Annotated in this window: 16 protein-coding genes and 3 tRNA genes; 12 read left to right on the top strand and 7 right to left on the bottom strand. The window is 72.3% G+C overall.

Features of this window, described 5'->3' with window-relative positions; all coding sequences use genetic code 11:
- Positions 1–23 precede the first annotated feature (23 nt).
- The 3 genes from chvE to mmsB are packed head-to-tail and all read left to right on the top strand — an operon-like array spanning position 24 to position 3,963.
- On the top strand, positions 24–1,118 hold the full coding sequence (gene chvE, locus ADL05_RS08235) for a multiple monosaccharide ABC transporter substrate-binding protein (protein ID WP_053616276.1): 1,095 nt from the start codon (positions 24–26) through the stop codon (positions 1,116–1,118).
- Positions 1,115–2,695 carry a sugar ABC transporter ATP-binding protein gene (locus tag ADL05_RS08230; RefSeq protein ID WP_053616275.1) on the top strand — a complete coding sequence of 527 codons (1,581 nt, stop codon included), beginning with the start codon at positions 1,115–1,117 and terminating at the stop codon, positions 2,693–2,695. The genes chvE and ADL05_RS08230 overlap by 4 nt, the downstream gene beginning before the upstream one ends.
- On the top strand, positions 2,692–3,963 hold the full coding sequence (gene mmsB, locus ADL05_RS08225) for a multiple monosaccharide ABC transporter permease (protein WP_053616274.1): 1,272 nt from the start codon (positions 2,692–2,694) through the stop codon (positions 3,961–3,963). Before ADL05_RS08230 ends, mmsB begins: the two co-directional genes overlap by 4 nt.
- Positions 3,964–4,160: 197 nt before the next feature.
- On the opposite strand, the gene ADL05_RS08220 is transcribed toward mmsB, so the two are convergent.
- On the bottom strand, positions 4,161–5,759 hold the full coding sequence (locus tag ADL05_RS08220; RefSeq protein ID WP_053616273.1) for a VWA domain-containing protein: 1,599 nt from the start codon (positions 5,757–5,759) through the stop codon (positions 4,161–4,163).
- Entirely contained in the window at positions 5,756–6,961 is a 1,206-nt protein-coding gene (locus ADL05_RS08215; protein ID WP_053616272.1) for a hypothetical protein, read from the bottom strand. Before ADL05_RS08215 ends, ADL05_RS08220 begins: the two co-directional genes overlap by 4 nt.
- A 276-nt stretch (positions 6,962–7,237) precedes the next feature.
- On the opposite strand from ADL05_RS08215, the gene dnaG reads away from it, so the two are divergent.
- The 4 genes from dnaG to ADL05_RS08195 all read left to right on the top strand — a co-directional run bounded on the left by dnaG (position 7,238) and on the right by ADL05_RS08195 (position 15,098).
- Entirely contained in the window at positions 7,238–9,154 is a 1,917-nt protein-coding gene (dnaG, locus tag ADL05_RS08210) for a DNA primase (RefSeq protein WP_053616271.1), read from the top strand.
- Positions 9,155–9,264: 110 nt separating this feature from the next.
- A complete protein-coding gene (gene rpoD / locus ADL05_RS08205; protein WP_053616270.1) occupies positions 9,265–10,386 on the top strand; it encodes an RNA polymerase sigma factor RpoD in 1,122 nt (373 codons plus the stop codon).
- Between the two features lie 175 nt (positions 10,387–10,561).
- Positions 10,562–11,887, top strand: a complete 1,326-nt coding sequence (locus ADL05_RS08200) for a glycoside hydrolase family 18 protein (protein ID WP_053616269.1) — start codon at positions 10,562–10,564, stop codon at positions 11,885–11,887.
- 319 nt (positions 11,888–12,206) lie between these two features.
- On the top strand, positions 12,207–15,098 hold the full coding sequence (locus ADL05_RS08195) for an FAD-binding and (Fe-S)-binding domain-containing protein (protein WP_053616268.1): 2,892 nt from the start codon (positions 12,207–12,209) through the stop codon (positions 15,096–15,098).
- Positions 15,099–15,271: 173 nt separating this feature from the next.
- Here ADL05_RS08195 and ADL05_RS08190 read toward each other — a convergent pair whose 3' ends face one another.
- Together ADL05_RS08190 and ADL05_RS08185 are read right to left on the bottom strand one after the other, a co-directional pair.
- Positions 15,272–15,739 (bottom strand): hypothetical protein, encoded by a 468-nt coding sequence (locus ADL05_RS08190; RefSeq protein ID WP_231640660.1) that lies wholly within the window; start codon positions 15,737–15,739, stop codon positions 15,272–15,274.
- 14 nt (positions 15,740–15,753) lie between these two features.
- Entirely contained in the window at positions 15,754–16,056 is a 303-nt protein-coding gene (locus ADL05_RS08185; protein ID WP_053616266.1) for a hypothetical protein, read from the bottom strand.
- 144 nt (positions 16,057–16,200) lie between these two features.
- Between ADL05_RS08185 and ADL05_RS08180 the strand changes: the two genes are divergently transcribed.
- A tRNA-Asn gene (locus tag ADL05_RS08180) sits at positions 16,201–16,273 on the top strand.
- A gap of 93 nt (positions 16,274–16,366) precedes the next feature.
- Positions 16,367–16,439 (top strand) — tRNA-Asn (locus ADL05_RS08175).
- Positions 16,440–17,026: 587 nt separating this feature from the next.
- Here ADL05_RS08175 and ADL05_RS08170 read toward each other — a convergent pair.
- Positions 17,027–17,914: an SAM-dependent methyltransferase gene (locus ADL05_RS08170; RefSeq protein WP_053616265.1), complete on the bottom strand. Its 888-nt coding sequence runs from the start codon at positions 17,912–17,914 to the stop codon at positions 17,027–17,029.
- A 493-nt stretch (positions 17,915–18,407) separates the two neighbouring features.
- Between ADL05_RS08170 and ADL05_RS08165 the strand changes: the two genes are divergently transcribed.
- Both ADL05_RS08165 and ADL05_RS08160 read left to right on the top strand, forming a co-directional pair.
- Positions 18,408–19,115: a dihydrofolate reductase family protein gene (locus ADL05_RS08165; RefSeq protein ID WP_053616264.1), complete on the top strand. Its 708-nt coding sequence runs from the start codon at positions 18,408–18,410 to the stop codon at positions 19,113–19,115.
- Entirely contained in the window at positions 19,112–19,585 is a 474-nt protein-coding gene (locus ADL05_RS08160) for a deaminase (RefSeq protein ID WP_053616263.1), read from the top strand. The genes ADL05_RS08165 and ADL05_RS08160 overlap by 4 nt, the downstream gene beginning before the upstream one ends.
- A 297-nt stretch (positions 19,586–19,882) precedes the next feature.
- On the opposite strand, the gene ADL05_RS08155 is transcribed toward ADL05_RS08160, so the two are convergent.
- Together ADL05_RS08155 and ADL05_RS08150 are read right to left on the bottom strand one after the other, a co-directional pair.
- Positions 19,883–22,390 carry an RNA helicase gene (locus ADL05_RS08155; protein ID WP_053616262.1) on the bottom strand — a complete coding sequence of 836 codons (2,508 nt, stop codon included), beginning with the start codon at positions 22,388–22,390 and terminating at the stop codon, positions 19,883–19,885.
- A 127-nt stretch (positions 22,391–22,517) separates the two neighbouring features.
- Positions 22,518–23,507 (bottom strand): malate dehydrogenase, encoded by a 990-nt coding sequence (locus ADL05_RS08150; protein WP_053616261.1) that lies wholly within the window; start codon positions 23,505–23,507, stop codon positions 22,518–22,520.
- Positions 23,508–23,766: 259 nt separating this feature from the next.
- Between ADL05_RS08150 and ADL05_RS08145 the strand changes: the two genes are divergently transcribed.
- Positions 23,767–23,840, top strand: a tRNA-Ile gene (locus ADL05_RS08145).
- The last annotated feature ends 107 nt before the right edge of the window (positions 23,841–23,947 follow it).

Below are 23,947 nucleotides of genomic sequence, written 5' to 3'. Positions count from 1 at the left end.
CACACGAACAAGTGAGGTCCCACATGCGCACGCACACCAGAGCAGGAGCCGTCGCCGCCGCCTTCGTCGGCGCGGCCCTGCTGCTCACCGCCTGCGGCGGCGTCGGCGACGCCGCCCAACCCGAGGGCGAGGCCGGCACCGTCGGCATCTCCATGCCCACCCAGTCCTCGGAGCGGTGGATCAACGACGGCGCCAACATGGTCGAGGAGTTCGAGGCACGCGGTTTCGGCACCGACCTGCAGTACGCCGAGGACGTCGTGGAGGACCAGGTCGCCCAGATCGAGAACATGATCACCCGGGGCGCCGACATCCTCGTCATCGCGGCCGTCGACGGCCAGGCCCTCGGCGACGTGCTCGACATGGCGGACGCCTCCGACATCCCGGTGATCGCCTACGACCGCCTGATCATGGGCACCGACCACGTCGACTACTACGCGACCTTCGACAACTTCGAGGTCGGCGTCCTCCAGGGCCAGTACATCGTCGACGCCCTCGACCTGGAGAACGAGGAGGGCCCGTTCAACATCGAGCTGTTCGGCGGGTCGCCCGACGACAACAACGCCTACTTCTTCAACGACGGCGCGATGTCGGTCCTGCAGCCCTACATCGACGACGGCGTCCTGGAGGTGCGCAGCGGCCAGACCTCCATGGAGCAGATCTCCACCCAGCGCTGGGACGGCGCGCTCGCCCAGGCCCGCATGGACAACCTGCTCAGCGCCAACTACTCCGACGACGACGTGCACGCCGTGCTCTCGCCCTTCGACGGCATCAGCCTGGGCGTCATCGAGTCCCTGCGCGCGGTCGGCTACGGCAGCGAGGAGCGGCCCCTGCCCGTGATCACCGGCCAGGACGCCGACGTGTCCTCGGTCAAGTCGATCATCGCCGGCGAGCAGACCCAGACGATCTTCAAGGACACCCGCGCGCTGGCCGCCCAGACCGTCGACATGGCCGAGGCCGTGCTGGCCGACGAGGAGGTCCCCGTCAACGACACCGAGACCTACGACAACGAGGTCAAGGTCGTGCCCGCCTTCCTGCTCGAGCCCGTCAACGTGGACATCGACAACTACCACGAGGTCCTGGTCGAGAGCGGCTACTACGAGGAGTCCGACCTCGAATGAGTACCGCGCACGAGTGGCCCGCCGCGCACGGCGGGCCGCTCCTGCGGATGCGCGACATCCGCAAGGAGTTCCCCGGTGTACGCGCCCTGGACGGGGTGTCGCTGAGCGTGGGCCACGGCCGCGTCCACGCCCTCATGGGCGAGAACGGCGCCGGCAAGTCCACGCTGATGAAGGTCCTCTCCGGCGTGCACCCGGCCGGTTCCTACACCGGCGAGGTGTTCGTCGACGGCGAGCCCTGCGCGTTCTCCGGGGTCGCCGACAGCGAGCGGGCCGGGATCGCCATCATCCACCAGGAACTGGCGCTCATCCCGCAGCTGTCGATCAGTGAGAACGTGTTCCTCGGCCACGAGCGGGCCCGCTTCGGCATCGTGGACTGGGGCGCCACCCACGCCCGCGCGCGGGAGGTGCTGAACCGGGTGGGACTGGACGTGAACCCGGCCACGCCCGTCTCGGCGCTGAGCGTGGGCGCCCGCCAGCTCGTCGAGATCGCCAAGGCCCTGGCCAAACGCGTACGGCTGCTCATCCTGGACGAGCCCACCTCGGCGCTCAACGAGGTGGAGAGCGCCCGCCTGCTCGACCTGCTGCTGGACCTGAGGGCCGAGGGGGTGACGTGCATCCTCATCTCGCACAAGCTCGGCGAGGTCGTCAGCGTGTCCGACGAGATCACCGTGCTGCGCGACGGGCGCACCATCGAGACCATGTCCGTGGAGCGCGACGCCGACGGGACCCCCTCGGTGGACGAGGACCGCATCATCCGCGGCATGGTGGGCCGCGACCTGGACCACCGGCACCCGGAGCGGATCGGCGACGTCGGACCCGTGCGGTTCGAGGTCCGGGACTGGACCGTCGACCACCCCGCCCAGCCGGGGCGGCGCGTGGTCGACGGGATCGACCTGGAGGTGCGCGCGGGCGAGGTCGTGGGCATGGCGGGCCTCATGGGCGCCGGCCGCACCGAGTTCGCGATGAACCTCTTCGGCCGCTCCTACGGCCGCCACGTACGCGGGCGCCTGTACAAGGACGGTGTCGAACTGGACACCTCCAGCACCGCCGCGGCCATCCGGGGCGGCATCGCCTACGTCCCCGAGGACCGCAAGAACCTCGGCCTGGTCCTGGACGACGACATCCGCCACAACACCACCCTGGCCGGACTGGGGCGGGTGTCCTCGCGCGGGGTCATCGACCCGGGGCGCGAGGCGGTCGAGGCCGCGCGGATGAGCGAGCGGATGCGCGTCCGCAGCCACGGCACGACCCAGAGGGTCCGCACGCTCAGCGGCGGCAACCAGCAGAAGGTCGTCCTCGGCAAGTGGATGTTCACCGAACCCGAACTCCTCATCCTCGACGAGCCCACCCGGGGCATCGACGTGGGCGCCAAGTACGAGATCTACCTGATCGTGCGCAGGCTCGCCGCCGAGGGCGCCTGCGTCCTGCTGATCTCCTCGGAACTGCCCGAGATCCTCGGCATGAGCGACCGGATCTACACGATGTGCGAGGGACGCATCACCGGTGAGGTCCCCGGCGAGGGGGCCGACCAGGAGACCCTGATGAGACTGATGACGCGAACCGGGGGCCACCCGTGAACCGACCGACAAGGACGTCCCGCCTGACCCGCCTCGGCGCGGACCTGCTGCGCGGCAACGCCCGCCAGTACGGCATGGCGATCGCCCTCGTGGCGATCATCGTGCTCTTCCAGGTCCTCACCGGAGGCCTGCTCCTCACCCCGCTCAACGTCACCAACCTGATCATGCAGAACTCCTACATCCTGATCCTGGCGATCGGGATGATGCTGGTGATCATCACCGGGCACATCGACCTGTCCGTGGGATCGGTCGTGGCCTTCACCGGCGCGGTGTCGGCGGTCATGCTCACCTCCTGGGGGCTGCCCACGATCGTCGTGGTGCCGCTGGCGCTGCTGCTGGGCGCTCTGATCGGCGCCTGGCAGGGGTTCTGGATCGCCTACGTGCGCGTGCCCGCGTTCATCGTCACGCTCGCGGGCATGCTCATCTTCCGCGGCGCGACCCTGGCCGTGCTGGGCGGGGAGTCCGTCTCCCCGCTGCCGGTCGCCCTGCGCCGGATCGCCACCGGGTACCTGCCGGGGCCGGAATCGCTCGGACTCCACGCCGTGACCCTGGTCCTGGGCGCGCTCGGCGCCGGGGCGCTCGTGTGGATCCAGTGGAACGGCCGCGCCAGTGCGATCAGGTACGGCCTGCCGACGCCCCCCGCCGGGGTGACCGCGGCCTCCTCGGCCGCCACCGTCGTGGTGATCATGGCCTTCACCTACGTCCTGGCCCAGTACCAGGGGCTGCCCATCGTGGGCGTGCTGCTGGTGCTGCTCATCGCCGGGTACTCGTTCGTGATGCGCTCCACGACGATGGGGCGGCGCGTGTACGCGGTCGGCGGCAGCGAGCAGGCCGCCGCGCTGTCGGGCATCGGCACGCGGCGCACCACGTTCTGGGTGTTCGTCAACATGGGCGTGCTCTCGGCACTGGCGGGACTGGTGTTCACCGCGCGCCTGAACGCGGCGACCCCGGGCGCCGGGACGATGTTCGAGCTGGACGCCATCGCGGCGGCCTTCATCGGCGGCGCCTCCGCCAGCGGCGGTGTGGGCACGGTCATCGGCGCCGTCATCGGCGCACTGGTCATGGGCGTGCTCAACAACGGCATGTCGTTGATCGGCCTGGGCGTGGACTGGCAACAGCTCATCAAGGGCCTGGTGCTCCTGCTGGCCGTGGCCTTCGACATCTACAACAAGCGCCGCGTCTCGACGGCCCGCCCCGCGGCGGCCGAGACGCCGGCGCCGGAGGCGGCGGAGCGGTCGGCCGAGGAGGAGCGGACGCCCTCCCGGTGACCGCGCCCCGGCGGGGAGGCGCCCCCGCCGGGGCCGCACACGGCACCCGCCCCACGGGCGCGCCGGGCCCCAGGGCCCGGCGCGCCCGTGGCCGCGCTGTCGGTACGGAGAGCCCCGGTTCCACCCCTGGCCCGGCCCCCGTCCGTCGGGGCACGACCTCCCCGCCGGGGCCCGCGGCCATCGGTGGCGCTAGCTGGTCACTGGTAGCCGCGGATCTCGCGGAAGACGGCGTCCAGGCTCTGCTCGCGGGCGTCGAAGACGCGGCCGCCGGTCAGCTCGGCGAGCCCGGTCATCTCCGGTGCGTCGGACTCGCCGAACAGCACGGTGAACACCGGGGCGCCCGCCACGGGCTCCTCCAGACCCGCGTGGAAGTCGGCGAAGCCGTCGGCGTCCATGCCCTCGTTGACCTCGCCGTCGGTCATGAGCACGACGGAGGTGAAGAAGTCCTCGGCCTCGTCCGCTCCGTCCAGGAAGCCGTAGGCGTCGGCCAGGGCGTCGTAGCCCGCGGTGCCGCCCTCGGCGGCCAGGCCGTCGATGCGCCCGGACAGGTCGTCGCGGACGGCGGACTCCGCGTCGCCCAGGACGAACGTCGTCGGTTCCTCCGGCTGGGAACTGAACGGCAGCAGCGTCACCTCGTCGCGCTCGTGGAAGGACTGCGACAGGGCCGCCAGCGACTGGTCGTCCACGCCGGTCAGGGCGCTCAGCGACGTGCGCAGCGACTCGATGCGCTCGCCCTCCATGGAGCCCGACACGTCGAGCACGAACACCGTCCGGGTGGGCCGGCGCAGGTCGGCGAAGTATCGCCCCACCAGCTCGTCGACCACGTCCTGGTGGGTGGGGAAGGGCAGCTCGACCAGGTCGGGGACGTCCCCGGCGGCGTCCACGCCCGGGGTCGCGGGGCGGCGCCAGGTCCGCTCGGTGATCTGCCGCTGGGTGTCCTCCGAGGTCAGGTCGGCCACGAGGCGGTCGTAGGCGTCGGCCGCCTCCTGAGAGGGATCGGCGAGCAGGGTCAGGGGGTAGTCCGAGGTCACGACCCCGTCGGCGGGGCGCACGATGTGCAGCGGCTCGGGCAGGTCACCGGACTCGTTCAGCGACAGCAGCACGGACTCGTAGTTGATCAGCCCCGGCACCGCGTCGCCCTCCGCCGCCCGGCGCGCGTAGGTGTCGGACAGCCAGCCGGACGAGCCGGAGGTGAGCGCGTGGCCCGCGAAGAACTCCTCCAGCTCCGGGGCGACCTCCTCCACGTCCCCGACCTCCAGGGCCGCGCCGGTGTCGGCGAGCGCGGAGGCGACCCCGATCAGCGCGGAGAACCCCGAGTTCGAGGCGCCCGGGTTGGTCATGCCGTACCGGAACTCGTTCTCCGAGACCGCCCGGGCGATGTCGGCCCAGGTCACCTCGGCGTCACCGGTCCATCCGCGTGCCTCGGCGGTGGACTCGGCCACGCCCACCACGACGGGCGAGAGCATGACGGGGTGCTCCTCGGCCAGCACCCGCTGGTCGTCCTCCAGCAGCAGGCCGAGGTAGCGGTTGGAGCCGAACCAGATCGCGTCCACGTCGTCGACGCGGCCGGCGGCCACCCTGGCCATGCCGTCGAGGGTCCCGACGTACTCCATCTCCACCGCCACGCCGGTGCGCTCGGTGACCTCCTCCAGCAGGGGTTCGAGGTCGGCGACCTCGCTGCCCGCCAGGATCCGCAGGGTGGTGTCGGCGCCGCCGCCCCCGTCGGGCGTGCAGCCGCTCAGCAGCAGACCGGCCGCGGCGGCCGCCGCCGCGGCCGTGCGCAGGGGGGCGGTCATGGCATCCTCCGGTCGTCGAGGGGGCCGCCCGGGCCGCCGGGTCCCGGCTGGCGGTCCGCGGCGGGCGCGGGCTGTCCGCTGTCGCTGTACTCCTGCTCGATCCGCCCGATCAGCGCCTCCACGGTCCGGTAGGCGGGCTCGTGCACGACGTCGCCGACCTGCTCGCGGATGGGCAGCGCGTGCTCGCTCACCAGCGCCTCGAAGCGCTCGGTGTCCTCGGTGCGGAAGCCGTAGTCGGCGGCGAGCGCCTGCAACCCCTCGTCCTCGGTGAGCAGACGGCCGACCTCGGAGCCCTGCTCGGTGACGGGCAGGATCGTGTGGGTGGAGAACACAGTGGGGGAGGGGTACATGACCACGGCGTCCTCCGGGAGCGCGGGCCCGTGCACCGCCGCCGCGATGTACTGGAACTCGTAGGCCCACACCAGCGGCGTGTGGCCGGGGCCCAGGTCGCGGTAGTGCTCGAAGGGCTGCTGGGAGGAGTCCGGCGGCTGGCCCTGCGCCAGGAAGAGCCGCGAGAGCGTCGCGGCCATGTCGTCGTCCACGGACGTGCCCTGGACGATCTCCTCGTCGTTGAGCAGGTAGGACAGCACCACCAGGTGCATGGCCGCGGAGTTGGACGTGCGCGGGTCGGTGGTGCGGATGAGCAGTTCGTTGCGGTTGCTGCCGCTGACCGAGTCGCCGGGCAGGTCCCGCCAGCGCGTGCGCTCCTCGGTGAGGTCGAGATAGGCCTGCATGTCGAACGACCACGTGCCGTCGGACTCCTGGGCGGCCACGCCCGCCTCCGCCAGGGCCTCGGCGATGGGCTCGTAGCTCAGCAGCACCATGGGGGTGGAGAAGGGCCGGTACTCCTCCTCGACCCCGTTCACCTCCTTGAAGTGCTCGGTGGAGGGCGTGCTGCCCGGCGAACCGAAGTCCTCCCCCTCCTCGATCGCCTCGGCGATGGCGCGCGAGCCGAGGGGGCGCACGGTCACCTCGTAGCCGAGTTCGGCCAGGCGGGACCGGACCCGCTCGTCCTCGAAGAAGGGCACCTTCTCCGAGCCGACCACGCCCCGGACCCGTGTCAGGGAGCCGTCCGCGCGACCGATGGCCCACAGGGCCGCGGCGACGAGGACGAGCAGTGCGACGGCGGCGGCCGCGACCAGGAGCGGCCATGGAGGCCTGCGGCGCGCGGGCGCGGGCGGGTGCGGGGGCGGATAGGCCATGGGGAGGGGCCCTCCTCCGTGAGGGGACGACGGGGGACGCTGCGCGGGGCCTCCGATCGTGTCGGACGCCACGGGCACGGAGCCGTCGCGCCGGTGGACTCCCGGTGGCTCCCGGGGCAACGGCACGTGACCTCGGCCCCGAGCACGGGTGAAGGTGAGGACGGCGGCTCAGCGCTCGTCCTTGGCCCGGGCGGAGGACGCCCTGCGTGACGGGCCCGGTGTCCACCGTCGCGACCGCTGGTTCGAACGTCGCCGGGGCGAACTACGCTGGAACGCGTGGCAGGACGGATCAAAGACGAAGACATCGCCCTGGTGCGCGAGCGCACCCCCATCGCGGACGTGATCGGCGAGTACCTCCAGCTGCGCAACGCCGGCGGCGGCTCGCTGAAGGGCCTGTGCCCCTTCCACGACGAGAAGTCCCCCTCCTTCAACGTCACCCCCTCCAAGAACCTGTTCTACTGCTTTGGCTGCGGAGAGGGCGGGGACGCGATCTCCTTCCTCCAGCGCATCGACAACCTCAGCTTCGCCGAGGCCGTGGAGTCGCTCGCCAAGCAGAGCGGCATCACCCTGCGCTACGAGGAGGGCGGTCGCAGCACCCGGCGCGGCGACGAGGGCCAGCGCCAGCGGCTGCTGGAGGCGCACCGCGCCGCCGCGGAGTTCTACGCCGAACGGCTGCTGTCCCCCGAGGCGGTCACCGCGCGGCGCTTCCTCACCGACCGCGGCTTCAACCGGGAGAACGCCGAGCAGTTCGGGCTGGGCTTCGCGCCCGCCGGCTGGGAGAACCTCACCACGCACCTGCGCAACAAGGGCTTCACCGACCAGGAGCTCATCACCGGGGGCCTGGCCAGCCAGGGGCGGCGCGGAGCCTACGACCGCTTCCGCAACCGGCTGCTCTGGCCGGTGCGCGAGGTCACGGGCGAGGTGGTCGGCTTCGGCGCCCGCAAGCTCGCGTCCGAGGAGGACGGGCCGAAGTACCTCAACTCCCCAGAGAGCCCCATCTTCCACAAGGGACGGCTGCTCTACGGGCTCGACCTCGCCAAGCGGGAGATCTCCCGCCACAACGAGGCGGTCATCGTCGAGGGCTACACCGACGTGATGGCCTGCCACCTGTCCGGCGTGCCCACGGCCGTGGCCACGTGCGGGACCTCCTTCGGCGAGGACCACGTCAAGATCCTGCGCCGGATGCTCCAGGGCCGCTCCAACCACGGCGGCCGCGTGGTGTTCACCTTCGACGGCGACGCCGCCGGGCAGAAGGCCGCCGTCCGCGCCTTCGCCGAGGAGCACGGCTTCGCCTCCGAGACCTTCGTCTCCGTGCAGCCCGACGGGCTCGACCCCTGCGACCTGCGCATCCAGCAGGGCCCGCAGGCCGTCGCCGACCTGGTCCACCAGGCCGCGCCGCTGTACGAGTTCATGATCCGCAAGGTCATGGAGGAGTACGATCTCACCACCGCCGAGGGCCGGATCGCCGCTCTGGACGCCGCCGCGCCCGTCGTGGCCAGCATCCGCAACGAGGGCGTGCGCCTGGCCTACGGCAAGAACCTGGACCGGTGGCTCGGCCTGATGGACGAGGCCTTCGTCCTGCGCCGCGTGCGCCAGCACATGGGCCGGGCGGGGGGCCGGAGTCCCGAGCGCGCCGGAGCCCGCGGGGCAGGCCGGGCGCAGGCCCGGGGCGGGGCCCCGGCCGGCCCCCCGGTCACACCGGACGCCCGCGAGGCGCCCTACGACCTGCGCGACCCCTCCGTGCAGCGGGAGCGCCAGGCCCTGAAGATCGCCGTGCAGTACCCGGGGCTGGCCGTCGGGTTCGACCAGTTCTCCGACGAGGACTTCACCGTCCCCCAGCACAAGGCCGTCCTCGGCCTCATCCGCGGCCTGGGCGGGGTGGCCGCCGCGCACGACCCCGGCCGCTGGGCCATCGACCTGCGTGAAGCGGCGCCCACCGACGCCCAGCGCGATTTCCTCACGCGATTGGCGGTCGAGGAGATCGAGTTCTATGGAGAACTCGACGAACATTACGCCGCACAAATGCTGGGCACAATCAGGACTCATTCCATCAATCGGCGGATGGCAAACCTCAAATCGGCGCTGTCCCGACTCGATCCACGGACTCAGGCCGAGGAACAGGAGCGCGTCGCCACCGAACTCATGGTGCTCCAGCAGCAAAAACGCGCCCTCCAGGAGGAGGCCTCGGGTTGAGTGTGGCACCGGGGTGACAATAATAGATCTCCCCCTTTCGGTACCCTTGTGGGCACAATGGTGGGGTGGCTCCCATGGTTGTGACCAAAGAAATTCCGCTTGCTCGTCAGGTGGCCCGACTTCTCCCTGATCCGGGACGGGGAACGGTCAGTCGGGTCGAGGTCGCCTCCGCGCTGGAACGGTTGGACGCGCCCGCCGACGACCTCGAACGGACGGTCGACCAGCTCGCCGGGATGGGGGTGGAGGTCGCCGACCCCGGCGCCGAGGCGGACGGGGCCGGGCCGCCGCCCGACCCCATGGGAGGCGGGGCCGGGCCCGGGGGAGCGAGCGGCCGCTCGGGTTCGGACCTGGTCCGGCTCTACCTGCGGGAGATCGGCCGGGTGCCTCTGCTGACGGCCGAGCAGGAGGTGGAGCTCGCCAAGGCGATCGAGGCGGGCCTGTACGCCCAGCGCCGCGAGCCCACGGCCGAGTGCGGCGCCGAGGAGCTCACCGCCCTGGTCGAAGAAGGCACCCGCGCCAAGAGACGCCTGATCGAGTCCAACCTGCGCCTGGTCGTGTCCATCGCCAAGCGGTACATGGGCCGGGGGCTGCTCTTCCTGGACCTGATCCAGGAGGGCAACCTGGGGCTGATCCGGGCGGTGGAGAAGTTCGACTACACGCGCGGCTTCAAGTTCTCCACCTACGCCACGTGGTGGATCCGCCAGGCCATCACCCGGGCCATCGCCGACCAGGCGCGGACGATCCGCATCCCGGTGCACATGGTCGAGACCATCAACAAGCTCGTGCGCGTCCAGCACCAGCTCCACCAGCAGCTCGGCCGGGAACCGTCGACGGAGGAGATCTCGACGGCGGCGGGCTTCGGCGACCGGCGCGTCCTGGAGATCCAGCGCATCGCCCGCGAGCCGGTGTCGCTCCAGGCGCCCATCGGCGAGGAGGAGTCCGACTTCGGCGACTTCATCGAGGACTCCGACGCCGTGGTGCCGGTCGAGGCCGCCGCGTTCAGCCTCCTGCAGGAGCACCTGCGCGACCTGCTCGGCGACCTCTCCGACCGCGAACAGCGCATCATCCGGCTGCGCTTCGGCATGGCCGACGGCCACCCCCGCACGCTGGAGGAGGTCGGCCGGGAGTTCGGGGTGACGCGTGAGCGGATCCGGCAGATCGAGGCCAAGACGCTGGCCAAGCTGCGCCACCCGTCGAGGGCCGGGACGCTGCGCGACTACCTCAAGGGCTGAGCCCGGCCCCGGCCCGGCCGTCGCGCGGGCCCCTCCCCGCCATCCGGCGTCCCCACGGTGCCGTACCAACGTCCGGGAGGGCGGACCGGTTCCCGACGCCCCGGGGACGGCCTGATGTGGCCGACCTGGGCCGAACCGCCGACGTTCGTCCCGTGCGCCCCCTACCGTCATAGGTGTGAACGCCTCCGCATCGACCAGAACGCTCGGCCGCGTCGGGCGGCGTCCGCTGATCCTCATCGGCGCGGCGGCGGTCGTCGGCGTCCTGATCCTGGGAGTCCTGGTGGCCGTGGGCGGGCAGAGGATGGAACGCATCGGCTACTACGCCGACTGGAACGCGGCCAACCGCGGGTTCACGATCGCGGAGCTCCAGGAGAACGGCTCCGCCGAGCGCCTCACCCGGCTGATGTGGGCCTTCGGCTCCGTCAGCCCCGACGGGCTCTGCCACATCCCCGAGGACAACCACGACCAGCCCTGGGAGCTCTACCAGCGCCGCTACGCCGCCGACGAGAGCGTGAGCGGGGAGGCCGACCCCTACTCCCAGCCCCTCGCCGGCGGGCTCAACCAGCTGCGCCAGCTCCGCGAACGGCACCCGGACCTGGGGGCGAGCCTGTCCCTGGGCGGCTGGAACTGGTCCACGCACTTCTCCGAGGCGGCCCGGACCCAGGAGTCGCGCGAGGCGTTCGTGTCCTCCTGCGTCGACCTGTGGCTGCGCGGCGACCTGCCGGTGCTGGAGGACGAGCCCCAGGGCGGCCGGGGAGTGGCGGCGGGGGTGTTCGACGGGATCGACCTGGACTGGGAGTGGCCCGCGGGCGGCGGCCACCCCGACAACACCGAGCACCCCGACGATCCGGCCAACTTCACGCTGCTGGTCGCCGAGTTCCGCCGACAGCTCGACGCGCTGGCGCAGGAGACCGGCCAGGAGTACACCCTGTCGGTGTCGCTGCCCGGCGGGGAGGGGTCCGCCGGAGCCTACGACGGCGCGGTGTTCGACCACGTCGACTTCGCGACCGTGCAGGGCTACGACTTCTCCGGGCCGTGGACGGACCGGACCGCGCACCACTCCAACCTGTACGCGCCGGAGTCCGACCCCGAGGCGAACAGCGCGGACGCCGCGGTCCGGCGCTACCTGGACCAGGGCGCCCCGGCGGACAAGCTCGTGCTGGGCCTGCCCGCCTTCGCGCGCGGCTGGCAGGGGGTGGAGCCGGCCGACGCCGGGCGCGGACAGCCCGCCGAGGGGCCCGCGGACGACGACTACGACGGGCCGACGAAGGCGTTCTCGGACGCGGAGGAGCTGGCGGGCGAGCGCCACCTGGACGAGGACGCGGGAGCGTACTGGGTCTACGACGGCGACGAGTGGTGGACCTACGACAACGCCGAGGTGGTCGGGCTCAAGGGCGCCTACGCCGCCGAGCGCGGCCTGGGCGGGCTGATGGTCTGGAGCCTGGACATGGACCCCGGGGGCGAGTTCGTCCGCGCCATGGACGAGTCCCTGAGCGGCTGAACCACGCCCGCCGGTCCGACCGCTCATCGCCCACTCAGTTACTTGTCCGGCTGTTCCCCTCCCGTCCGGACGTCCGCTGTCCGCCGTCCGCCACGGGTCCGGCCGCCCATCCGCCGCGGGTCCGACCGGCCACGGGTCCGGCCGCCCATCCGCCGCGGATCCGACCGGCCACCCACCCGTCCGGCCGTCCGTCTTCCGCGGGTCCGACCGGCCACCCACCCGTCCGGCCGTCCGCTGACCGCCACCCGCCACCGGTTCGGCCGGATTCCGGGCGCGTGACGGTTGCCACGCCGGGACCCCGCGCGCCACGCTGTGGTGCATGGCCGACCCGCACAGCGACACCGCATCCGCCCGCCTGCGACACGACCTGGAGAGCGCCGTCCAGGGCACGGTCGCCTTCGACGCCGGCACACGCGCCCTCTACACCTCCGACGCCTCCAACTACCGGCGCGTCCCGCTCGCGGTGGTCGTGCCCAGAACCGTCGAGGACTGCGTCGCGGCCGTGCGCGTGTGCGCCGACCACGGCGTCTCCGTGGTGCCCCGCGGCGGAGGGACCTCCATCGCCGGGAACGCCATCGGCACCGGCGTCGTCATCGACACCTCGCGCCACCTGCGGGCCATCGAGCACATCGACCCCGTCGCCCGGACCGCGACCGTGCAGCCCGGCGTCGTGCTGGACGACCTGCGCGAGGCCACCGCCGAGCACGGCCTCACCTTCGCCCCGGACCCCTCCACGCACAGCCGCTGCACGATCGGCGGGATGGTCGGCAACAACGCCTGCGGCTCCCACTCGGTCGCCTGGGGCACCACCGCCGACAACATCGTCTCCCTGGACGTCCTGCTCAGCGACGGCACCCGGATGACCGTGGGCTCGGGGCCCGCGGAGGCCGAGGGGCGCGCGGGGGAGATCCAGGCGGCCCTGGACCGGCTCGTCGACACCTACCGCGCGGAACTGCGCACCGCGATGCCCGACTTCCGCCGCCGGGTCTCGGGCTACAACCTGGACCGGCTGCTGCCGGAGAAGGGCCGCCACGTCGCCGCGGCCCTGGTGGGCAGCGAGGGCACGTGCGTGTTCGTGCTCGGGGCCACGGTACGGCTGGTGGAGTCCCCGCCCGCGCGCGCCCTGGCCGTGCTCGGCTACCCGGACGCGCCCGCGGCAGCCGACGCCGTGCCCTCCCTGCTCACCCACCGGCCGCTGACGGTCGAGGGCATCAACCACCGCATGGTCGCCGCCCTGGACGAGCACGGCGGCCCCCGCGTGCCGCTGCCGGACGGCGGCGCCTGGCTGCTCGTGGAGATCGCGGGCGAGGACCCCGAGGACGCGTCCGGGGCCGCCGAGACGATGCTGGCCGACCTGTCCGCCCCCCCGAGCGGCGCCGCCGTGGTCGTCGACGCGGCCCACCAGAAGGCCCTGTGGCGGATCCGTGAGGAGGGCGCGGGGCTCACCCAGCGCACGCCCACCGGCCGGGAGGCCTGGTCCGGCTGGGAGGACGCCGCCGTGCCCCCGGACCGCCTCGGCGACTACCTGCGCGACTTCGAGGCTCTCATGGAGCGCCACGGCCGCTTCGGGGTCGTCTACGGGCACTTCGGCGACGGCTGCCTGCACGTGCGCATCGACTTCGAGCTCACCGAGGAGCGGGGGCGGCGGGAGTACCGGGCGTTCATGGAGGAGGCCGCCGACCTGGTGGTCCGGTACGGCGGCTCGCTCTCGGGCGAGCACGGCGACGGGCAGGCCCGCTCGGAACTGCTCTCGCGCATGTACCCCGAACGGCTCGTCCGGGCCTTCGGCGAGTTCAAGCGCCTGTGGGATCCCGCCGGGCTGATGAACCCCGGCGTCATCGTCGACCCGCTGCCGCTGGACGCCGACGTACGGGTCGGCCTGCCGCTGGTGGCGGGCGCGACCCTGGCCTACCGCACGGACGACGGGGACTTCGGCAAGGCGCTGCGGCGGTGCTCGGGGATCGGCAAGTGCCGGCGCCAGAGCGGCCCGGGGGTGATGTGCCCCAGCTACCAGGTCACCCGGGAGGAGAAGCACTCCACCCGGGGCCGGGCGCACCTGCTGTTCGAGATGGCCGGCGGTGAGGTCATCACCGACGGCTGGCGGTCGGAGGAGGTCCGCGAGAGCCTGGACCTGTGCCTGTCGTGCAAGGGCTGCCTGAGCGACTGCCCCGCGGACGTGGACATGGCCTCCTACAAGGCCGAGTTCCTGCACCAGCACTACCGGGGACGGGTGCGCCCCGCGGCGCACTACTCGATGGGCTGGCTGCCGCTGTGGGCCCGCCTGGCGGGCGTGGCCCCGGCGGAGGCCAACCGGGCGGCCGCGCTGCCCGGCGTGTCCCGGATCGCCAAGCGGATGGCGGGTGTGGCCGTGGAGCGGGACCTGCCCGCGTTCGCGCGCACGACCTTCACCCGCGCCTACCGTCGGCGCGGCCCGCGCCCGGGCGGGCGGCGCGTGGTCCTGTGGCCCGACACCTTCGGCAACTTCCTGCACCCCCAGGTGCCCGCGGCGGCCGTGCGGGTCCTGGAGGACGCGGGCTTCACGGTCGTGCTGCCGCGCGGCCAGGTCTGCTGCGGGCTCACGTGGGTCTCGACCGGCCAGTTGGACGTGGCGCGCCGGGTGATGCGCCGGGCGGTGCGCGCGCTGTCGCCGCTGGTCGAGGAGGGTCTGCAGGTGGTGGGCCTGGAACCGAGCTGTACCGCGGCGCTGCGCCACGACCTGGTCGAGCTGCTGCCCGGCCCGGAGAGCGAGCGGGTGGCCGGTGCCGTGCACACGCTGTCCGGCTTCCTGAACGAGTTCGCGCCGGAGTGGGAGCCGCCCCGGGTGGCGGCCTCGGCGCTGGCCCAGGTGCACTGCCACCAGCACGCGGTGATCGGCTTCGAGGACGACCGCAGGCTCATCGCACGCGCCGGGATCGACGGCGAGGTGCTGGACTCGGGCTGCTGCGGGCTGGCGGGCGACTTCGGGTTCACGGAGGGGCACTACGAGGTGTCCACCGCGATCGGCGAGCAGGAGCTGCTTCCCCGGGTGCGGGCGGCCGCGCCGGACACCCTGGTCCTGGCCGACGGCTACAGCTGCCGCACGCAGATCGAACAGGGGACGGACCGCCGGGCGCTGCACCTGGCCGAGGTGCTCGCCGGAGCCCTCACCACGGGGACGGAGTCCGACAGCCGAAGCGCCCCGGCCCGAAGCGAGGACCGCGCCGGGCGGTAGCGACAGGGGAGGACCCGGCGTGAAGCGCCCTGGGCGTTCCTCCAGGGGTCGAAGGTCAGCGGTTCCGCTTGCGGGACCACTCGGGGGTTGGTCGGGTCGAAGCGGGGGACGAGCGGAGGCCCGAGGAAGGTACGGGTGAGGGGCGTGAAGCGCCCCTCAGCGCCCCGAACCTCTCAGACGCCCATCTGGTCGTGCAGGACCGCCAGGGCGTCGGTGACGGCGTCCGCGAGGGCGGGGTCGTTCGGGTCGACGCCCTCGCCCAGGTGGACCCGCCAGTCCGCCTCCGTGCCCCCCGGCTCCCGGCGCGCCACCAGGCGGAAGCCCGTGGCGGAGTCCGCGCGCGGGAAGGGCACGAACTGGTTGACCAGGATCGTCGCGGTGACGCGCTCGGCGACGGTCTCGGCCAGCCGCCGGTAGTCGAGGGGGCGCAGCGCGACGCTGTGCTCGCCCGCGCCCTCCTCCAGGAAGGTGAAGGTGTCGGTGCTCCACCGGGCCTGGTCGATGTCCTGCCACAGCACCCGGCGTCCGTCGGGAAGGTAGAGCGCCTGGGAACCGGCGACCAGCTCGCCCTCGCCGACGACGGGCGCGTGCGCCAGGACGCGTTCGCCCCGCCCGAGGCGGGAGCGAACGCCCTCCGGCACTCCGGAGCCGAACACTAGCGGTCGCCGGCCCCGTGGGGCGTGGCTTCCCGGTTCATGGTGCGCAGCTCCTCGTCGGTGGGCCGCGCCAGGAAGTCGCGCACCGACGTGATGGGCATCTTGTCGACGGCCTTGTCGTAGACCGTCCGTCCGGCGTTGCCGACCTGGGCCCCCACGAGCCCGGCGACCTCCTGGACGACGGGGCTGTCGGCCACCCTGCGGGCGGTGCGGGACATCTGTTCATAGCGTGCCCGGCCCGCCTTGGCACCCAGGACGTACCCGATGGCGAGCCCGGCGACGAACGTGATCCGATAGCGCATGGTCCCTCTTCAGGCCTTGGAGACGATGTCTCGACGTTACCCCGTCGGGGCGTCGGCCACACGGGCCGACACTGTCACGAGGACTCGTCAAGGGCGCTAGTCTATTGGTGTCGCCGCGGCTCACAGGGCCGCGGACGAGCGCCATCCCGCGTAGCTCAATCGGCAGAGCAGCCGGCTGTTAACCGGCAGGTTACTGGTTCGAGTCCAGTCGCGGGAGCGGAGCGGGGCCGGAAAAGGCGTCGCGAGCACCCCGCGAGGGGCGCTAGTCTATGGGTGCCGTCGCGGCTCACGGAGCCGCGGAGGAGCGCGATCCCGCGTAGCTCAATCGGCAGAGCAGCCGGCTGTTAACCGGCAGGTTACTGGTTCGAGTCCAGTCGCGGGAGCAGAGCAGGGCCCCTTCCTTCGGGAAGGGGCCCTTTCGCGTGTGTGGAGCCGGGCCTGCCCGCGACACCGGGCGAGAACCACGTCGCGCGCGTCCGCACCCAGCCGGGGTCTCCTCGCGCTCGCGTGTGGCCTTCTGGCATGCGTGGCGGACGGAGTGAGTACCGCTCCGGGACGCACCACAGACGGGGGCGCATGGGTGCGTTTCGGGTTGGTCGTCCCTGCGGCCCTACGGGCGGCCTCGGCGGTACCGGCCGGGGCCTTCGGGAGACCGGGGCGCCGTCGCCGTCCGCGGGGTGCCGGGCGGGGCTGCGCGAGGAGGCACGGTGGCTGCGTGCTGCGTGAGGGACGCTGGAGCCGGAGAACGGGTTCGGCGGGCCGCCAGGCGCTGCACGCCGCGCGAGGGGGCACGGGGCTGCGTGGGGGACGCGACGTCCGGGTCCGAGCACGGGCGGCGGGGTGCCAGGCGCTGCGCGAAGGGGGCGCGTGGGACGCTGGAGCCGGGGCGAGAGGGCGCTGGGCGGCGGGCATGGAGAGGCCCCCGCCCGCTGCCGGGCCGATGGCTCAGACGCGGGTGCGGGGGATGCCGTCAGAGTCGGCCCACGCCGCCGATGATGAGCCGGCGGTTGCGCTGCGGCATCTGGTAGCAGCCGGGGACGGGCGGTGCGACCGGCAGCGTCCGCCACCGCTGGGCCTGGAGCACGCCGGGAGGCACGGACCGCCAGCCCGCGAAGCACGCCTGGATCTCCTTCTCCGTACGCCAGCGCCCGGAACCGAGGTGCTCGGTGAAGAGCTGTTCCAGTACGGCCGCGCGCTGGGCGTCCTTGGGGAAGGTGGTCGCGTCGGGGCGGCAGTAGTGGCTCAGGACCAGATGACTTCCGGGGGCGAGGGAGTCACGCAGGGCGGCGATGTGCCCGGCCGGATCGTCGTCGTCCGACACGTGTGCCACCACACCGGTGAGCAGGAGCCCCACCGGCTGGTCGAGATCGATGAACCTGGCGGTCTCGGCGTCGGCCAGCACGCGGTCGGGGGTGGTCAGCCCGCCCTGGACCGCGGTGGTGGTCCGGCCGTCCCGGAGCAGGGCACGGTGGTGCGTGAGCACCATGGCGTCGTCCGAGGCGTAGACCACCCGGGCGCCCGGGTCGGTCCCCTGCGCGATCTCGTGGGGGTCGCCGGGCGCGGGCAGGCCGGCGCCGATCTGGATGAACTGCCGGATGCCCTGCTCCGCGGCCAGGAACCGGACCGCCCGCTGGAGGAAGGCGCGTTCACCGAGGACGACGTCCTGGAATCCCGGGGCGGCCTGTTCGGCGCGGGTGGCCAGGTCGCGGTCGACCTCGAAGTGGTCCTTCCCCTTGAGGTGGAAGGAGTGGAACCGCGCCAGGCTGGGCCGTGCCAGGTCGACGACGGGCGGTGGTTTGGCCCGGACGTGTTTGCCCCCCGCCTGCCTCAGGAAATCGGGGGAGGTGAATCGAGACATCGCCGTCCTCTATGTGAGGTGGGGAAGTGAGCCGACCACTGGATTGTATTCGTTGTTGACGGGCTTGTTAACCGAGTCACGGACACAGGTCGTAAAAACATCCGCCACTCTGCTCTTGTCGGTCTGGGCGATGCGTGTTACGCCGGACTTGGCCCGACCAGGGCGTATATACCCAATGTCCACTTTGTGAGGAATCTGGAGAGGTGCACGAAGGCACAAGCCCCTGTTCGCGCGGAAGAGGGGTTTGCCCAGGATGAGCGTGCGACCGGTGGGGCCGGTCGGCGGCCCTCCGCGGAGCCTGCGGCGCGGGTGTACGAAGCGGACACTGAGGGCCTGAATTAAGGCCGCACCTATTCCCGCGTGCAATTACGCGCCGACACCCACTGCCTGCGACAATCCGATGTCGTCGACGTGAAAGCGGGAGAAGGCGCCGGCCCCGGGGCGGCGGTCAATACGTCCTTCCGTTCGAGGGGGCGGGGCTAACCTTGGGAGCATGGACCGTCCGTACACCATCCTGAGCTGCGCGATGTCGATCGACGGCCGCATCGACGACGCCGGTCCCGACCGGTTGCGCCTGTCCAACGACGCCGACTTCGCCGAGATCGACGCTCTGCGCGCCGAGTGCGACGCGATCCTGGTCGGCGCTGGCACGCTGCGCGCCGACAACCCCCGTCTGCTCGTGAGGTCGCCGGAACTGCGGAGCCGCCGCCGGGCCGCGGGGCGGCCCGAGAACCTGCTCAAGTGCGTGGTCACCCGGTCCGGCGACATCGACCCCGGCGCCCGGTTCTTCACCACCGGTGACGTCGGAGCGGTCGTGCACACCGGGGGAGCGGGCCTGGACACCGCCCGCCGCGCGCTCGCGGGGCTCCCGGGGGGACTGCCGCCAGTGGAGGTCGCCGACGCCGGGGACCCGCCCACGGCCAAGGGCGTGCTCGCCGACCTCGCCGAACGGGGCGTGGGCCGCCTCCTCGTGGAGGGCGGGGGGCACATCCACACGATGTTCCTCACCGAGGGCCTGGTCGACGAGCTCCGCCTGGCCGTGGCCCCCTTCTTCGTGGGGGAGGAGGACGCGCCGCGCTTCGTCCTGCCCGGCCCCTTCGCCTTCACCCCGTCCTCGCCGCTGCGTCTGGCGCAGGCGCGCGCGCTCGGCGACGTCGCCGTCCTGCGCTATGTCGCCGACCCGGCCGGGGGACCCACGTGAGCCCCGCCGGGCCGCCGCCCGCCGAGGGGGACGGTGACACGTACTGGCTGCACCGCACCGTGGAGCTGTCCGGACTGAGCCCGGCCTCGGACACCGCGTTCTCGGTGGGCGCCGTGGTGGTGGCCGCGGACGGGACCGTGCTCGGCGAGGGCTACTCGCGCCGGGACGACCCCCACGACCACGCTGAGGAGGTGGCCCTGCGCGAGGTGGACCCCGACGACCCGCGGCTGGCGCGGGCCACCCTGTACTCGTCCCTGGAGCCGTGCAGCGCGCGCGCCTCACGGCCGCTGGCCTGCACCGGCCTCATCCTCACCACCCCCGTGCCCCGGGTGGTGTTCGCCTGGCGCGAGCCCGCGCTGTTCGTGGACTGCGACGGGGCCGAACGGCTGGCCGCGGCGGGCCGGACCGTGGTGGAGCGGCCCGACCTCGCGGCGGGGGTCCGGGCGGCCAACGCCCACCTGATCGGCTGACCGGGTTCTCTCGGGTCCTCCGCCTCGCTTCGGCCCTTGCCCGGGGCGCCGGGTGGCCCGTGTCCTTCGGCCGAGTGCGTGCCCTGCCCGTTCCTCGCCGCGGCTACGCCCACGGCCCGTGGAGCACCGGCGCGCCCCTCGCCGCATCCCTGGGGCCGAGGCAGGCAGCTCGCCACGCCCCTGGGGTCGGGGCAGGCAGGACGTCCTCCGGGTCCGGGAGGGCCCGCAGACGGGTCGGCGAGGAACGAGCGGAAACACCGGAAGGCGCGAAGGCCCCCGTCGTGAGGGGCGCCCGGGTCAGAGCCGGTTGACGTCCACCACGTGCACGACCGCGCGGCCCTCGGCGTCGGAGGCGGCCAGGTCCACCTCCGCGCTGATGCCCCAGTCGTGGTCGCCCGCGGGATCGGCGAAGATCTGCCGGATCCGCCACAGACCGGACTCCTCCTCGATGAGCAGCATCCGGGGGCCGCGGGCGTCCGGGCCGGTCCCGATCTCGTCGTGCTCGGCGTAGTAGGCCTCGACCGCCTCCGCCCACTCCTCGCCGGTCCACTCCCCGTCCTGGGAGAGCTTGCCGAGGTCGCCGTAGCGCCGCCGGGAGGCCAGCTCCACGCGGCGGAACATCTCGTTGCGCACCAGCACCTTGAAGGCGCGGGCGTTGGCGGTGACCGGCCGCACCCTCTCCTCGGCCGGCTCCTCGCCCTCGGGGGCCTCCTCCTCGGGGTTGGTGAGCTGCTCCCACTCGTCCAGCAGGCTGGAGTCCACCTGGCGGACCAGCTCGCCCAACCACTCGGTGAGGTCGCGCAGCTCCTCGGTCTTGGCGTCGTCGGGCACCGTCTGGTTCAGCGCCTTGTAGGCACTGGCGAGGTAGCGCAGGACGAGCCCTTCGGAGCGCGCCAGCTCGTAGTAGCCCACGTACTCGACGAAGGTCATCGCGCGCTCGTACATGTCACGCGCGACCGTCTTGGGCCGCAGCGGGTGGTCGCCGACCCACGGGTGACCGGTCCGGTAGACCTCGTAGGCGTGGTCGAGCATCTCCTCCAGCGGCTTGGGGTAGTCGATCTCCTCCAGCCGCTCCATGCGCTCGTCGTACTCGATCCCGTCCATCTTCATCTGCTGGACGGCCTCGCCGCGGGCCTTGTTGAGCTGGGCGCCGAGGATCTGCCGCGGGTCGTCCAGGGTGGACTCCACGACGGTGAGCGCGTCCAGGTGGTAGGTGGGGGACTCCTTGTCGAGGAGTTCCAGCGCGGCCAGCGCGAACGTGGACAGCGGCTGGTTGAGCGCGAAGTCCGCCTGCAGGTCGACGGTCAGCCGGGCGGTGCGCCCCTGGGCGTCGGGCTCCGGCAGCGTCTCGACGATGCCGCCGTCCAGCAGCGACCGGTAGATGGCGATCGCCTCGTGGATGTGGCGGCGCTGGGTCCGGCGGTCGTCGTGGTTCTCCGTGAGCAGGTGCTTCATGGCGGCGAAGCAGTTGCCGGGCCGCGAGATCACGCTCAGCAGCATCGCGTTGCTCACGCGGAAACGGGAGGTGAGCGGTTCGGGGTCGGCCTCGATGAGCTTGCGGAACGTCGCCTCGTCCCAGGCGACGAAGCCCTCCGGGGCCTTCTTGCGCACGACCTTGCGCCGCTTCTTGGTGTCGTCGCCCGCCTTGGCCAGGGCCTTCTCGTTCTCGATCACGTGCTCGGGTGCCTGGGCGACCACGTGGCCGACCGTGTCGAACCCGGCGCGGCCGGCCCGCCCGGCGATCTGGTGGAACTCGCGGGCGCGCAGGCGGCGCACGCGCACGCCGTCGTACTTGCTCAGCGCGGTGAACAGGACCGTGCGGATGGGCACGTTGACGCCCACGCCGAGCGTGTCGGTGCCGCAGATGACCTTGAGGAGTCCGGCCTGGGCGAGCCGTTCGACGAGGCGGCGGTACTTGGGCAGCATCCCGGCGTGGTGCACGCCGATGCCGTGGCGGACGTAGCGGGACAGGTTCCGGCCGAACTTGGTGGTGAAGCGGAAGTTGCCGATCTCGTCGGCGATCGCCGCCTTCTCCTCCTTGGTGCACATGTTGATGCTGGTCAGCGACTGTGCGCGCTCGATGGCCTGTGCCTGGGTGAAGTGCACGATGTACACGGGCGCCTGGCCGTCGCCGAGCAGTTCCTCCAGCGTCTCGTGGAGGGGGGTGACGCGGTAGTCGTAGTAGAGGGGGACCGGGCGCTCGGCGGAGGCGACCACGGCGGTGGAGCGGCCGGTGCGCTTCTCCAGGTCCTCCTCGAAGCGGGTGACGTCGCCCAGGGTCGCCGACATCAGCAGGAACTGGGCCTGGGGCATCTCCAGCAGGGGGACCTGCCAGGCCCAGCCGCGGTCGGGTTCGGCGTAGAAGTGGAACTCGTCCATGACGACGGTGTTGATGTCGGCGTGCCTGCCCTCGACCAGGGCGATCTGGGCCAGCACCTCGGCGGTGCAGCACACGATCGGCGCGTCGGAGTTCACGCTGGCGTCGCCGGTCATCATGCCGACGTTCTCGGTGCCGAAGATCTTGCAGAGGTCGAAGAACTTCTCCGAGACCAGGGCCTTGATGGGCGCGGTGTAGAACGCGCACTCGTCACGGGCCAGCGCGGCGAAGAGGGCGCCGGTGGCGACCATGCTCTTGCCGGAGCCGGTGGGGGTGTTGAGGATGACGTTGGACCCGGAGACGACCTCGATGAGCGCCTCCTCCTGGTGTGGGTACAGGGTGAGGCCCCGCTCCTCGCACCACGAGGCGAACGCCTCGAAGAGGGAATCGGGTTCGGGTTCGGCGGGAAGAACATCGATGAGACTCACGGTTCTATACTGCCCGCTCCCCGAACCCCGTCGGGACGTGCGCCCTCCGCACGGACGAAGGGGGCGCTCCCCGTGGGAAACGCCCCCGCACCGCGCCCCACCCGCTGTGCGGAGGGGACGGTCGCACTCAGACCAGGCCGAGCTCCTTGACGGTGTCGCGCTCCTCGACGAGCTCCTTGACGGAGGCGTCGATGCGGCCGCGCGAGAAGTCGTCGATCTCCAGACCCTGGACGATCTCCCACCTGCCGTTCCTGGACACGACGGGGAAGGAGGAGATGAGGCCCTCGGGCACGCCGTAGGAACCGTCGGAGGGGATGGCCGCGGAGGTCCAGTCGCCCTCGGGGGTGCCGTTGACCCAGTCGTGGACGTGGTCGATGGCGGCGTTGGCGGCCGAGGCGGCCGAGGAGGCGCCCCGGGCCTCGATGATCGCGGCGCCGCGCTTGGCGACGGTGGGGATGAAGTCGTTCTCCAGCCAGGCCTGGTCGCCGACGGCCTTGGCGGCGTTGGCGCCGCCGACCTCGGCGTGGAACAGGTCGGGGTACTGGGTGGCGGAGTGGTTGCCCCAGATCGTGAGCTTCTTGATGTCGTTGATCGACACGTCGAGCTTCTTGGCGAGCTGGGTGAGCGCGCGGTTGTGGTCCAGGCGCGTCATCGCGGTGAAGCGCTCGGCGGGCACGTCGGGAGCGTGGCTCTGCGCGATGAGGGCGTTGGTGTTGGCGGGGTTGCCGACCACCAGGACGCGGATGTCGTCGGCCGCGCCGGCGTTGATGGCCTCGCCCTGGGGCTTGAAGATGCCGCCGTTGGCCTGGAGGAGGTCACCGCGCTCCATGCCCTTGCCGCGGGGACGCGCGCCGACCAGCAGGCCCACGTTGGCGCCCTCGAACGCCTGACGGGCGTCGTCGAAGATGTCGATGCCCTGCAGCAGGGGGAAGGCGCAGTCGTCCAGCTCCATCGCCGTGCCCTCGGCGGCCTTGACGGCCTGCGGGATCTCCAGCAGACGCAGCTTCACCGGGGTGTCGGCGCCGAGCAGCTGGCCGGAGGCGATCCGGAACAGCAGGGCGTAGCCGATCTGGCCGGCGGCGCCGGTGACGGTGACGTTGACGGGTACTTGGGCCATGACGTGAACTCTCCTGACGACGATGTGCGACCCGCGATGTTACCAACGGGTAGAAGCGGCGTCCGTGCCGGGCGCTGGGGTCCACCGGGCGCGCGCCGCACCTCACCACCCTAGACCGACGCCGTACACGCCCCGTGACCCAGGTGCGGGCTACACGCCCCCGCGCCGCCGCGGAGGACGTCAGCCCCCGCCGAACGGCCGATTCACGGCGCGGTAACGCCGGACACACCCTGTTAGGATGACGTCTGCCGACGACGGCGGGCCGGTAGCTCAGTTGGTCAGAGCAGGGGACTCATAATCCCTGGGTCGCGGGTTCGAGTCCTGCCCGGCCTACCCCCTCTGAGCACAAAAAAAGGCCGCTGACCTGCGTGAACAGGCCAGCGGCTCTCTTGTTTCATGTCCGGCTGACTACGGCCGACACCGGCCGGATCCGGGTGCCT

Origin of the sequence: Nocardiopsis sp. NRRL B-16309 (assembly GCF_001279585.1) — a bacterium.
Lineage (GTDB): Bacteria > Actinomycetota > Actinomycetes > Streptosporangiales > Streptosporangiaceae > Nocardiopsis.
This window is presented reverse-complemented; position numbering and strand designations above follow the sequence as displayed.

Excerpts from the sequence above, each read along its gene's own strand:
- ADL05_RS08150 (WP_053616261.1), bottom strand. The coding sequence starts at position 23,507 with ATGGCCCAAGTACCCGTCAACGTCACCGTCACCGGCGCCGCCGGCCAG.
- ADL05_RS08165 (WP_053616264.1), top strand. The coding sequence starts at position 18,408 with ATGGACCGTCCGTACACCATCCTGAGCTGCGCGATGTCGATCGACGGC.
- ADL05_RS08185 (WP_053616266.1), bottom strand. The coding sequence starts at position 16,056 with ATGCGCTATCGGATCACGTTCGTCGCCGGGCTCGCCATCGGGTACGTC.
- ADL05_RS08170 (WP_053616265.1), bottom strand. The coding sequence starts at position 17,914 with ATGTCTCGATTCACCTCCCCCGATTTCCTGAGGCAGGCGGGGGGCAAA.
- ADL05_RS08230 (WP_053616275.1), top strand. The coding sequence starts at position 1,115 with ATGAGTACCGCGCACGAGTGGCCCGCCGCGCACGGCGGGCCGCTCCTG.
- ADL05_RS08195 (WP_053616268.1), top strand. The coding sequence starts at position 12,207 with ATGGCCGACCCGCACAGCGACACCGCATCCGCCCGCCTGCGACACGAC.
- ADL05_RS08220 (WP_053616273.1), bottom strand. The coding sequence starts at position 5,759 with ATGACCGCCCCCCTGCGCACGGCCGCGGCGGCGGCCGCCGCGGCCGGT.
- ADL05_RS08215 (WP_053616272.1), bottom strand. The coding sequence starts at position 6,961 with ATGGCCTATCCGCCCCCGCACCCGCCCGCGCCCGCGCGCCGCAGGCCT.
- chvE (WP_053616276.1), top strand. The coding sequence starts at position 24 with ATGCGCACGCACACCAGAGCAGGAGCCGTCGCCGCCGCCTTCGTCGGC.